General features: G+C 43.6%; 11 protein-coding genes. 2 read left to right on the top strand and 9 right to left on the bottom strand.

The genetic code is table 11. The annotated features are described in order from the left end of the window. Positions 1-90 precede the first annotated feature (90 nt). The 3 genes from AACT23_RS07175 to AACT23_RS07165 all read right to left on the bottom strand — a co-directional run bounded on the left by AACT23_RS07175 (position 91) and on the right by AACT23_RS07165 (position 3,813). Positions 91-1,956, bottom strand: a complete 1,866-nt coding sequence (locus AACT23_RS07175; protein ID WP_094128471.1) for a sensor domain-containing diguanylate cyclase — start codon at positions 1,954-1,956, stop codon at positions 91-93. A gap of 165 nt (positions 1,957-2,121) precedes the next feature. Next, positions 2,122-2,814 (bottom strand): oxidative stress defense protein, encoded by a 693-nt coding sequence (locus tag AACT23_RS07170; RefSeq protein ID WP_038169970.1) that lies wholly within the window; start codon positions 2,812-2,814, stop codon positions 2,122-2,124. Between the two features lie 102 nt (positions 2,815-2,916). Further along, positions 2,917-3,813 (bottom strand): LysR family transcriptional regulator ArgP, encoded by an 897-nt coding sequence (locus tag AACT23_RS07165; RefSeq protein ID WP_017045436.1) that lies wholly within the window; start codon positions 3,811-3,813, stop codon positions 2,917-2,919. Positions 3,814-3,935: 122 nt separating this feature from the next. On the opposite strand from AACT23_RS07165, the gene AACT23_RS07160 reads away from it, so the two are divergent. Next, the gene (locus tag AACT23_RS07160) at positions 3,936-4,568 is read left to right on the top strand and encodes a LysE/ArgO family amino acid transporter (RefSeq protein ID WP_017047512.1); all 633 of its coding nucleotides are present in this window, start codon (positions 3,936-3,938) and stop codon (positions 4,566-4,568) included. Positions 4,569-4,642: 74 nt separating this feature from the next. Here the strand turns inward: AACT23_RS07160 and mscS are convergent, their stop codons facing one another. The 5 genes from mscS to AACT23_RS07135 form a co-directional block, all read right to left on the bottom strand. Continuing rightward, entirely contained in the window at positions 4,643-5,569 is a 927-nt protein-coding gene (mscS, locus tag AACT23_RS07155; protein ID WP_164996748.1) for a small-conductance mechanosensitive channel MscS, read from the bottom strand. A 233-nt stretch (positions 5,570-5,802) separates the two neighbouring features. Beyond that, a complete protein-coding gene (gene fbaA, locus AACT23_RS07150) occupies positions 5,803-6,879 on the bottom strand; it encodes a class II fructose-bisphosphate aldolase (RefSeq protein ID WP_013857804.1) in 1,077 nt (358 codons plus the stop codon). A gap of 153 nt (positions 6,880-7,032) precedes the next feature. After that, positions 7,033-8,196, bottom strand: coding sequence for a phosphoglycerate kinase (locus AACT23_RS07145; RefSeq protein ID WP_026027969.1), 1,164 nt, complete (start codon positions 8,194-8,196; stop codon positions 7,033-7,035). Positions 8,197-8,344: 148 nt separating this feature from the next. Further along, positions 8,345-9,370: an erythrose-4-phosphate dehydrogenase gene (gene epd / locus AACT23_RS07140; RefSeq protein ID WP_026028484.1), complete on the bottom strand. Its 1,026-nt coding sequence runs from the start codon at positions 9,368-9,370 to the stop codon at positions 8,345-8,347. Between the two features lie 199 nt (positions 9,371-9,569). After that, positions 9,570-11,525 carry a ligand-gated channel protein gene (locus AACT23_RS07135; protein ID WP_094128465.1) on the bottom strand — a complete coding sequence of 652 codons (1,956 nt, stop codon included), beginning with the start codon at positions 11,523-11,525 and terminating at the stop codon, positions 9,570-9,572. A 143-nt stretch (positions 11,526-11,668) separates the two neighbouring features. Between AACT23_RS07135 and AACT23_RS07130 the strand changes: the two genes are divergently transcribed. Beyond that, on the top strand, positions 11,669-12,571 hold the full coding sequence (locus tag AACT23_RS07130; RefSeq protein WP_019282284.1) for a LysR family transcriptional regulator: 903 nt from the start codon (positions 11,669-11,671) through the stop codon (positions 12,569-12,571). 63 nt (positions 12,572-12,634) lie between these two features. Here AACT23_RS07130 and AACT23_RS07125 read toward each other — a convergent pair. Further along, positions 12,635-12,984: transketolase-like TK C-terminal-containing protein (locus AACT23_RS07125; protein WP_303396345.1), on the bottom strand; the 350-nt coding region annotated here is incomplete at its 5' end.

The following is a 12,984-nucleotide window of genomic DNA, read 5'->3' as shown; positions in this document are numbered from 1 at the left end:
ACAAAGCAGAAAAAATCGGGGCTTGCCCCGATTTTTTATTTTCGCTATTTACGCTTTACTTGCCAAACCCATCACTCTTTGTGGTATGCCTTAAGCAAGATCATCACTGCTTTTGCACAGTGAAATTCGATTTCGCCCTAAGGTTTTCGCCTCATATAAAGCAATGTCAGCGCATTTATACGAGCGTTTACCATCTGCGGTTAAGTCAGTAAAGCCAGCGCTGATAGTCACGGTGAGGCTTTGCTCTACCGCTACTCGTAATCGGTCTAGGACAGTCTCGGCTTCTTCTACAGAAGTATGCGGCATAATAATCGCAAACTCTTCACCGCCAATACGTGCCAGAAAATCCGTGGTACGCAATGTTTGGCTCAAAATTTCACCAACTTTAATAATGACGCGATCACCTTCATCATGTCCTTGTTCATCATTCACTCGTTTAAAGTAATCAATATCAATTAAGACGAGACAAACATGATGGCTTTCGGGATAACGTTGAATGATGTGCGTATGATGCTGCAATTCTGCTTCAAATTTACGCCGATTCCATAGCTGAGTTAACGCATCTTTTTCACTCAATTCTCGCAATCGGTTTTCTAAGACTTTGTACTGAGTAATATCGACTAAAGAGGTGATGTAATAACTGACTTTAGTCGCCTCTTTAATCGCTTGAATTCTCATGATGGCGGTTAGCGTCTCACCTTGTGTATTGACCATTTCTACTTCACCTTCCCAGAAATGTTGCTGCGATACCTCTTCAAGCACCTCGAGCATAAACTCCATACCATTTGGACTGAGCAGTAACTTTAATGCGTTACTGCCTTTTATCTCGTCAATAGTCAAACCTGTAATCTTTTCAAATTCGCCATTAACCATCATCACTTTGTGCTTTCTGTCTGAGATCATCACTGCAGACATACCATTCAAGGCCGCTCTTGCCAGTTTGCTTTCAATACTTCGATGATGGTAATGCAACGCCATAGAAACCATGGGAAGCGCAAAAATGAGTATAACGAAGAAGACAAAAAAAGCTTCTTTGATTAAATCGTTGACGTCACGCTTCGCTCGATGATCTAATTGCTCATCGGTGAGTTGAATCATCAAAAAAACAGGTTTCAATGAAGCAAATTTAAGGGTTTTATAAACCGTAACCTTGCCATTTTCGAATACATAGCCAGAAGGAGTTGTCTGCATCTGCTGCCAAGTTTTCGGTAGCAGAAGTGCAAGATTCTCGTATTGATTGGACGGTAATAAGTCTCCAAATAATTTGGTTTTATCGTTGGAAGACCAATAGAAACCTGAATCGCCGATCAGCTCAGGAGTTAATTGTGGATCACGGACATGATTTAAACGCGAAGATTGTGACCAAATATCAACATCGAGGACTAAATAGCCTTTTCGCTCCCCTAATACGGTAACTGGCGTAATCACACATAGCATCGGCTGTATAGCCGCAGCACTTCGAGCACTAGCCAATGCAATGCCCCAAACCCCCACTTCTCCCTCTGACAGGTTTTCTGCAAAGGCAACATAACCATGATGTGACAGGTCTTGAAGATTTTTTGCACTAGAGGCTAAATGGTTGTCCGCAGAATAATCAATACGGAGTCGCTCATGCCCAGATAAATCCAAAAGTGTAATCGAACTATACCATGTTTGCTTTTCAGCAACCGAAGACCATATATTTTCAAGATGCTGCTGATTTATCTCTGAAGGAGAAAAAATAAATTCATACAAACTTTGGCTTCGACTAAGCAAATCAATAATGGAACCAACCTGAGCTTTCAACCCCCGATACTGTCGCTCACTTTCATTGAGTTGATCAAACGCCTCCGCTACCGTGTTTTGCGTTGCGTTGTCTTTCACTTCTTGGTAGCGCTGATAGTAATACCCAGTCACTATTGCGCTGAATAAGAAACAAATGATGAGAAGGATGCTGATTATTTTTGTGTATCTCATGACTTGTCTAAATATTAACCCTAAATAGTGATGAGCGGATTATAGCATCTTAAAAAATAGACAAAACAAAAAGCTACCGATTAATAATACAATCAATTTATGGAAGTAAAGGCTCGTTTTTATCCATTTTAAATTAACCAATCAATCAGTAGCTTAGGTAAGGGCTTAGTTGTTTAATTGATAGACTACGTCCACCCTATCGCGAATAATAAGCGTCGAGTCTTGGTAACTATTAGATTCAGATTTTGCATCCATTGCCATAGCACGCATCATAATCGGCTGCACGCTGGGCGAGTTGTAGTCTATCTGCCACACATCACCTAATTTCAACTTAAATCCTTCCGCCAATGATAGTGCTTTGGTATTCGCATCTTGAATCGCCGCTAGCCGAGCTTGTTGCTGGTATTGATCTTGATTCCGAACTTTAAGTTGAATATTGTCGACTTGGTTAATGCCCTCACCGAGCGCTACATCAAGGTATTGATTAAGCTGGCTTAAATCTTCAACCTCAACCGTGACACTTCTTGTTGCTTGATAACCCACTAACTCAGGCTTACCGGACTTAGGGTAGTGATATTGAGGGGCAAGGTAGAGATTTGAACTCGATATTTGTTGGGAAGTCACACCGGATTCTTTCAAACGCGCCACAAATGCTTCTACCACTTTGTCGACCGCTCTTTTTGCCTGCTCCGCCGTCAGCGTCGATTCAACCACTTTAACTGAAAACTCAGCCATATCAGGTGCCGCAACGACTTCACCATAACCTGTCGTTGAAAGATGAGGAAAATTCATTTCCTGCGCCATAGAACCAAAACTGAGCAATCCAGATAATAGCGTTACACTTGTCATTAATTTCATGGGAGTTACCTTACTCAAATGGGTGAATACATCATAGGCGATACTCTATATAAGCACAGTTAATAGCTTATGAAATGACACAACTTTGACGTTGAACTTTTGTCATTGCGGCAACACTTGGCGAGCATATTGAACGATGGCCTGAGAAATTTCCTGTAATATTCCCGTTTCTAACTGCCAATGATGCCAATAAATACGGTTGGTTAAAATGAACCCTGGTGTAATGTCGGTAAGCGTGCCTATTTCGAGCTCTTGTGCTATCTGTAAGCGAGGGATCAAACAATACGCCGCACCGGATAGGGCTAATTTAACAAAAGCTTCTGAACTACCCACGGTATGGTTTATGACGGCATCTCTTGGCACATTGAAGTGATCATGCAAATATTTTTTATGCAGATCATCATACTGATCATACGATACCGCTGGTGCTTTTTTTAAGGTATGAAAGTTCACACCTTGAGAGAAATAACGCTGATAAAACTCCGGGCTGGCAACACACACATAGTCCATTCGGCCTAAGTAGTCAGCATGACAACCAGGAATGGCTTGCGATTCTAAGCTTATTGCGCCAGCTACTTCGCCATTTTTAATTTTTTCGATCGTACGTGACTCACCGAAAACCGTCAGGTTCAACTCAACTTGCCGCGTTTTCATCGTATTCGATAACGCAGGAAGTAACCAAGTGGCCAAACTGTCCGCATTAGTGGCAATAGCTATTGAAACGGGCCGCGTATTCTCCTCATTCATCAATTCAGGCACCAGTTCATTTTCAAGCAAACACACCCTACGATACAACCCTAGCAATTTTTTCCCCACCAGCGTTGGCCTTGGTGGCTGCTCTCGAATCAGGACCGGTTGGGCGATAAATCTCTCTAATTGCTTGATTCTTTGAGAAATAGCCGATTGTGAAATATAGAGATTTTCAGCGGCTCGTTCAAAGCTTCCTTGTTGCAGTACCGCATCTAATGCCTCAATCCATTTGTAATCTAGCCCTCTCATCCAAGGCTCCTTTTTATGATTATTAGTATTACTAATATAATATTAAAATCATTAATTATACTTATTTTTATACTCTCGCTATTGTGCGCTCACTGTATTGAATTATTACGATGAGGTGAGCTGTGAATGTGTGGATTTTGCTACAAGGTTTTGGATTAGGTGCAACGATGATTATTCCTATTGGTGCACAAAATGCCTATGTGCTAAACCAAGGAATTAAGCGCAATCACCACTTAACGACGGCGACCATCTGTAGTCTACTGGATGTGATTTTTATTTCTCTGGGTATATTTGGTGGCGGTGCCCTACTCTCAAGTAACGAAATCTTACTGACCTCGGTTACCTTAGGCGGTGTTGCTTTTCTCTCATTTTATGGATTTATTTCTTTAAGGAGTGCCTTCACTTCAACAAGCACTAATGAATCGGATGGCGAAGTGATCGCACGTGGTAAACGAACGGTTATTTTGGGCGCATTAGCCGTTACTGTGCTTAACCCACATTTATACTTAGATACGGTTGTGATTTTGGGATCGATTGGTGGTCAGTTTGAAGGCCATGATCGCATCGCGTTTGCGCTAGGAACCATGATGGCCTCCTTTGTATGGTTTTATTCTTTATCAATTGGTGCTGCGAAACTGGGGCCGACGCTCTCAAAGCCTAACGTGAAGAAAGGAATAGACATGGCCGTGGCCGCAATGATGTTTAGCATCGCCTTTATCCTTGCAAAAGGGCTGGCAATTCAATATCTGGTGTAAGTGTATAACCAACAAAAAGAAAGGGCATAAACTGAATAATCATTTCATGCCCTTTTCACTTGATTGAAAATGAATTAATTCATTTTATTCAGATGAACATCCATTTGTGGGAATGGGATCTCAATACCTTCTTTATCTAATTCTTCTTTGATGGCTTGTAACAAATCAAAATAAACAGCCCAATACTCTGTCGTTTTCACCCAAGGACGAACCACAAAATTGACTGAAGAATCGGCCAAGGCCATTACACCGATAGTCGGTGCAGGATCTTTCAACAAACGAGGCTCTGCCGCGACTACTTTAGCCAGCACTTCCTTGGTTTTTTGCAGATTGGACTTATAAGAAACACCAATCACCAAATCAATACGACGAGTGTCATGGCGTGAATAGTTAACAATTGGGCCACTGATGATCGAACCATTAGGCACAATCACCATTTTATTGTCTGGCGTGCGCAGTACTGTTGAAAAAATTTGAATCGATTCAACCGATCCAGCAGTACCACTCACTTCCACGTAATCACCGGATTTAAATGGGCGGAATGCCACAATCAAAACGCCCGCAGCAAAGTTTGATAGGGAGCCTTGTAGCGCTAAACCAACCGCCAATCCAGCCGCACCGATAATGGCCACAACAGAAGCGGTTTGCACACCAATGCGACCTAAAGCGGCAATTAATACCACCACAAATAGCGTATAACGGACTAGGCCATGAACAAACTCAACAACTGCTTTGTCCATGTCTTTCTTTTTCAGAGCCTTGGCAACACTTCCAGCGACAGCTTTAACAACAATGTTACCGATAAATAGGATCAGAATAGCGGAAATAATATTGACGCCGTATTGTATCAAAAGATCTGAATTATTGGTCAGCCAAGTATTGGCTTGCGCTAAACCATCGACTAATGGAGCTTCGATGCCCATTGATTCACCTGACATATTGCATTTCCTCTTTATAAAATCATTTTGAATGTTGTTGTTACCACTGAACATCAAAGACAAAAAACGACTGACAGTAGAGTGTCAGTTTTTTGGCACAATATCTCACTTTGGTTATGTTGCAAAGTCAGTTTTATGTAAACACTGACAAAACAAATAGTTACTTGGAAGCATTGATATGAGCTTGTTAGAGGTTAAGCAATATTTTAACAATCCGCCAGTCATTTTGTCTGAATCTCGGCCATAAAAAAACCCGCTCATTGAGCGGGTTCATCACTTAGTTCAGATAAATGAACTTATAGTACGTCGATCGCATTAAGGTCAGCGAAGGCTTTCTCTAAACGAGCAACCATCGATGCTTGACCAGCACGTAGCCATACGCGTGGATCGTAGTATTTCTTGTTTGGCGCAGATTCACCCGTAGGGTTACCAATTTGACCTTGTAGGTAATCATGATTTTCAGCTTCGTACTGACGGATACCGTCCCAAGTTGCCCACTGAGTATCAGTATCGATGTTCATTTTGATAACACCATAGCTGATTGACTCTTTGATCTCGGCTTCAGAAGAACCAGAACCACCGTGGAATACGAAGTTTAGAGAGTTCGCTGGAAGGCCAAATTTCTCAGAAACATACGCTTGTGAATCACGTAGGATAGTTGGAGTCAGTACCACGTTACCCGCTTGGTAAACACCGTGTACGTTACCGAAAGAAGCTGCGATAGTGAAACGGTGGCTCACTGCGCTCAATTTCTCGTAAGCGTAAGCTACGTCTTCAGGAGAAGTGTACAGCTCAGATGAATCCATGTCTGAGTTGTCAACGCCGTCTTCTTCGCCACCAGTACAACCCAGTTCGATCTCGATAGTCATACCCATTTTAGCCATACGCTCTAGGTATTTTGCACAAGTTTCAACGTTCTCTTCTAGAGACTCTTCAGAAAGGTCTAGCATATGAGAAGAGAATAGAGGCTTACCAGTTTGAGCGAAGAACTCTTCGCCTGCGTCTAGTAGACCGTCGATCCAAGGAAGTAGTTTCTTCGCAGCGTGGTCAGTGTGAAGAATAACAGGCACACCGTAAGTTTCTGCTACAGCGTGAACATATTTCGCGCCAGCAACCGCACCTAGGATTTGTGCACCTTGACCAGCAAGTTTAACGCCTTTACCAGCAAAGAAAGCCGCGCCACCGTTAGAGAACTGAACAACCACTGGCGCTTTCACTTTAGATGCAGCTTCAAGAACCGCATTGATAGAGTCAGTGTTCACTACGTTTACTGCAGGAAGAGCAAAGTTATTTTGTTTTGCAACTTCAAATACTTTCTGTACGTCATCGCCAGAAATTACGCCTGGTTTTACGAAATCGAAGATCTTAGACATGGATTTGATCCTATTTTTTCTATCGTTTTAAAAATAAAACAGTTAAGTTTAAATTCTTGCAAACGTTTGCTCACAACTGGCGTCATTCTATCAGAATAAAAACACACGTGCAGCAAACAAGAAAGCGGGAATCACTCCCGCTTTCATTAGTCATTAAGCTTTCGCGCGTGCTTCTAGCATTTCAACCGCTGGTAGTACTTTACCTTCAACAAACTCAAGGAATGCACCGCCGCCAGTAGAGATGTAAGATACGTCGGCTTTGATACCGAACTTGTCGATTGCCGCCAGTGTGTCACCACCACCAGCCACTGAGAAACCTGCAGATTTCGCAATCGCTTCAGAGATACCTTTTGTACCTGCTTCGAAGTTTTTGAATTCAAATACGCCAACAGGACCGTTCCATAGAATGGTTTTTGCGTTAGCGATGATTTCAGCCAGTTGTGCGGTTGAGTCTGGACCTAGGTCGAAAATCATATCGTCATCTTGAACATCCGCCACGTTTTTGATTTCCGCTTCTGCGTTTTCATCAAAGGCTTTTGCACAAGCAACATCTGTTGCTACTGGAATAGAACACTCTTTCATCAACTTTTTAGCCGTTTCAAGCAAGTCTGCTTCATATAGAGACTTACCTACGTTGTGGCCTGCTGCTGCGATGAAAGTGTTAGCAATACCACCGCCAACAACCAGTTGGTCAGCAATTTTAGATAGCGATTCTAGAACCGTTAGTTTAGTAGACACTTTTGAGCCACCAACGATAGCCACTAATGGACGCTCTGGGTTATCCATAGCTTTGCCTAGTGCTTCAAGTTCTGCTGCCAATAGTGGACCAGCACAAGCGATAGGTGCTTGCATACCAATGCCGTGAGTTGAGGCTTGTGCACGGTGAGCCGTACCAAATGCATCCATCACAAATACGTCGCAAAGAGCGGCGTATTTTTTAGATAGTTCTTCTTCGTTCTTTTTCTCGCCTTTGTTAAAGCGAACGTTTTCTAGAACAACAAGCTCACCTGCGTTTAGCTCTAGGCCATCTAGGTAATCTTTTGCCAGTTTCACTTCGCAATCTAGCGCGTCGTTTAGGTAATTAACCACTGGTAGTAGAGAGAACTCTTCCGCGTATTCGCCTTCAGTTGGACGACCTAGGTGAGAAGTAACCATCACTTTAGCGCCCGCCGCTAGGCAGTGCTGAATTGTTGGTAGCGATGCAAGAATACGTGCATCAGAAGTTACTTTGCCATCTTTCACTGGTACGTTTAGGTCAGCACGGATAAATACGCGTTTACCTGCTAGGTCCAGGTCGGTCATCTTGATTACAGACATGGTTTGTCCTCTCAAATATTAATAAATAAAGTTTTTGGAAACCCGGCAACCTTGCCGAGCCTATAAATTCTTCAAACTGGTTATCGATATGGAGATTTGAGTTATTTATTTCAAGCCTGAAAATAAATAAATCTCCATCATCCTGCTGCTACTCGGATGCTTGCATTGCGAGTGCCGTATCCAGCATGCGATTCGCAAAGCCCCATTCGTTATCACACCAAACGAGCATTTTAACAAGCTGCCCGTTGCTCACTCTTGTTTGTGAACCATCAACAATCGCACTATGGGGATCGTGGTTAAAATCGATGGAAACAAGCGGAGCTTCAGTATAGTCAACAATGCCACGTAATGTACACTGAGATGCGTTAACAATGGTTTGATTTACGTCATTAACTTTCACATTTGTATTAATTGTGACACTCAAATCCATCGCGGTGACATTAACTGTCGGTACGCGCACTGATATCGCTTCAAATTTGTTAGAAAATTTCGGAAAGATCCTTTCAATTCCTTTGTGCAACTTGGTGTCCACTGGAATGATGGATTGGCTTGCGGAACGTGTTCGACGCAAATCGGTGTGGTAGGCATCAATCACTTGTTGATCATTCATTGACGAGTGAATGGTGGTAATGGTTCCTGAATCGATACCAAACGCTTCATCAAGCACTTTAATAATCGGTACAATGCAGTTGGTGGTACAGGATCCGTTTGACACAATGCGATGTTCTGCGGTTAGCGTCTCATGGTTGACCCCATAAATGATCGTATTATCCAGATCATGTGAGCCGGGATGTGAAAAGAGTACCTTCTTTGCGCCTGCCTCAATGTGCTCCAAACCATCGGCTTTTGAGCCATACACACCCGTGCAGTCGAGCACAATATCAACGCCTAAATCGCGCCATGGCAGAAGTTTGATTTCACTAAGGTGCAAAATTCGAATCGAGTCATGCTCATCCAGCCCATGATGAACATAGATATGCTCTTGATCATTGGTGATCTTTTTACCAAATCGACCATGAGTAGTGTCGTATTGCAGTAGGTGCGCCATGGCATCAGGTAGCGCCAGCTCATTCACCGCCACCACTTTTATCTGCTGACTTTTTCCACTTTCATATATCGCACGCAGCACGTTGCGCCCGATACGCCCAAAACCATTGATCGCGACTTTAAGCATCATTCCATCGTCTTAACTTTTTTCGTGGTACAGATAGTAACCGATAGCGACCAAGAGCAACACCCCAAGCCATCAGTTGTCGCAAAAGATTCCGTTTCTAAACGGACTCAAGGTACAAGCAACGGCGGCTACGACAAGAAAGATGACCATAAAAAATGGCTCACCAAACGGGAGCCATTTCATTTGCGGTATTGATGGTTTAAAAGTTAACGTCAATACCTAACCAATAACGACGTCCATCTTCTACATAGCCATATTCTTGGTATGAAATTTCTTCATCGAGTAGATTGTAAATCGCACCTTTCAAGCTTACTTGAGAAGAAAGCGCGTAAGTGATGCCAGTATCGATGAACTGATAAGCTGGCTCAATCAAGCTGCTACGAGAAGGGCCAGTGACTGGGTTGCTCTCTTTTCCACGATAAGTCAGCTTCAACCAACTGCTCAGGTTGTCAGTCGCTTGCCAATCAATATCAGCGCTGAAGCGATGTTCAGGTTGTTGCTCAAGTGGCATACCTTGATATTTTCCGGTTTTTTGCTCTGAGTCAGTAAAGGTATAACTCGCGTTGAAATAAACCGTTTCTGTGATAGGTAAACCGAGCGTACTTTCAACTCCACGCGTGTACGCTTCATCAACGTTCACTCGATAAGTGGGATCAGAACCCCACTCGTTCGGGCCTGCAGTACAGACGTTGCTTGGGCACACAACACGGGTAATTTTGTCTTTAAAATCATTATGGAAGAAAGTCAAACTCGCGTTAAGACCCGCTCCATTTTGGTACATCAACCCTAACTCTTTGTTGATTGAAGTTTCGGGTTTTAAATCTGGGTTGCCGTAGATATTACCGCCACCACTCACTTGCGCCCAATTTGGCGTGACTTCTCTGAGCTGCGGTGAACGGAAACCCGTTGCCACGCCACCTTTCAGAATCCACGCTGGATTGATGGTCCACACGCCATACGCTCTTGGGCTAAAATGAGAACCATAATTTTCATCGTGGTCAACACGGCCACCTAAGGTTAGGTTAAACGACTCGGTCATGCGCCACTCGTCTTCAACAAACGCCGCCCATTGAGTGCTTTCAATCTGAGTTAAATCAGAGGCTTTATTTGAGGTGAAATCTTCTAACTTTGAATGTGAAGCCTCAATGCCTACGGTTGCTGTATTGTTAGTCAATGGCACCACTAAGCTTGATTTAGCTACCGTATTGATGATTTCCATTTCACGGCTTTTATTATTACTTACTTCACGTTGGACATAAGTATCCGACACACCATAGTCGCCCCAATCCCCTTGGTGAGAAAGGGAAATATAGGTTCTACGGTATTCGTTTAAGCTGTCTTCGCACCCACCTTTACAACCTGTCGTTGGCACGGATAACCCTACATTGCCTCGGCGATCTTGTGCGGAAGTACCCACTTCAAAAGTCAGATCATGCTGCTCATTAAGTTGGTAGTTCAACTTTGAAGTTAAACTTTTTAAGCTTTTGTCTTGGTAGCCACGTTCAATCTTATCTTCATCGCGTTCGGTACTCTGTCCATAAACTTGCAGAGAAAGATTGTCGGCCAGTGGCCCTGTCAGGAAGAAGTTGACGCTGTTCTGATCGCCAGAATCGCGATTTTCTTGGAAAACCGTATCCAACTGAACACTGCCTGACCACTCTTGATTATCTTTTCGTGTGATGATGTTGATCACACCACCAATGGCATCTGAACCATACAAAGTCGACATTGGGCCACGAATCACTTCAATTCGTTCAATGGCTTGCAGTGGTGGCATCCATCCCTGCTCAATACCTGGGCCATCACTATTTGGTCGAGTTTGACGTGAAGATTGACGCTTACCATCGACTAACATCAAAGTGTAGTTTGAACTCATACCGCGCAAGCTGATGTCTGTTTTGTCACCACCTCCAGTCACCAACACGCCCGGCACACTGCGCAGTGCATCGGTTACATCACGATAATAACGTGATTGCAACTCTTCTCGTGTAATCACACTGATACTCGCTGGAGCCTGCGCTTGTGTTTGTTCAAAACCAGCCGCCGTCACCACTAATTTCTCATAAGATTGAATTTCTTCAGCGAACACGTGTGATGAGGTGAATAACCCGAGCGCTGCAGTAATTGCAACATTCAGCGGATTGAGTCTGGACATGTACCACTCCTTTAAATGATAATGATTATTAATTTCAGGAGTGGATTATTCATAATTTTGATGATTGAGATAGATAGACAGATGGAATGGTCGATACCGAATATGGAACACAGTGATGATTAGATTAAAAGGCCATTTTACTTATGCATGATTTCAGTGCGATCAAAGCTTTCCATGCTCTCTGTCAATACAAAAGCCTGACTGCGGCGGCGAAAGCGCTGGAACAGCCTAAGTCCACCCTCAGTCGACGTTTGGCGTCTTTGGAAAACGATCTCGGACAAGCCTTAATTGCTCGGCAAGGCAACCGTCTAACTTTGACTAAAGCTGGGCAAGTTTTTGCAGTTTATACAGAACAACTGCTTGAATTAGCAGAAAAAAGCCATGAAGCACTGCAAGAGTTTAATAACCAAATCAGCGGTGAAATGACCTTGGTGGTTCATCCGAACTTAATTCGTGGCTGGTTGAGCAACGTATTGGATGAGTTCATGCAAACCCATACCGAAATCAACATTCGACTCTACAGCCAATATGTGGCAGAAGAGTCGCATCTTGAGCCTGATTTATTGATTTGGATTGGCCCGTTTGCTCAACAAGGCTGGAGACGTGAATTGCTCGGCCATTGGCAATATTCACCTTATGCGTCGCCACACTATCTTGCCAATAACGACATGCCAGAGCATCCACAGGATCTAGTCAAACATCCTTGGATTGATTTTATCGCTTTTCGCCAAGAAGCTTTGGCTCTCATCCATCCTATTCACGGCAGCTATCTTTTACCTGCGCTCACAAGCCGCTTGCAGAGTGATAATTTAGCTATGCAAGCGGATGCGATAGCCAAAGGAAGAGGCATCGGCTTACTGCCGACATGGTTTGCCAAAGGCTTTGAACAAGCGCACCCAAACAGTGTGCAAGCATGTTTGCCAGAATGGTTGTCGCCACCCACTGAAATTAGTTGTCATTATCCAGCAGGCAGACATCCGCTCAAACTGCGTCTGTTTATCGACGCGCTACGTCAAGCCTGTCCTGAGGAATGGAAAGCACCATAAACATCAAGATCAAAAAAGCCCAGCGAGTCATTCGCTGGGCTTTTACATTAAAAATAAGAAGACTTAAGCAAGCAGTTCTTGTGCTTGTTTCACCACGTTTTCAGTTGTAAAGCCGAACATTTTAAACAGTTGATCCGCCGGTGCTGACTCACCAAAGGTAGTCATACCGATAATCTTGCCGCCAAAACCCACGTACTTGTACCAGAAATCCGCGATACCTGCTTCAATAGCGATACGCTTAGTCACGGCTGCTGGTAGTACGGCTTCGCGGTAGGCTGCGTCTTGTTTATCAAACGCATCGGTCGATGGCATCGAAACTACGCGCACTTTCTTACCTTCTGCTGTAAGTTGCTCTGCGGCTTTTACCGCCAGTTCAACTTCAGAGCCAGTGGCAATCAGGATAAGCTCAGGCT

The organism is Vibrio sp. V09_P4A23P171 (genome assembly GCF_963875615.1).
Classification (GTDB): domain Bacteria; phylum Pseudomonadota; class Gammaproteobacteria; order Enterobacterales; family Vibrionaceae; genus Vibrio; species Vibrio anguillarum.
This window is presented reverse-complemented; position numbering and strand designations above follow the sequence as displayed.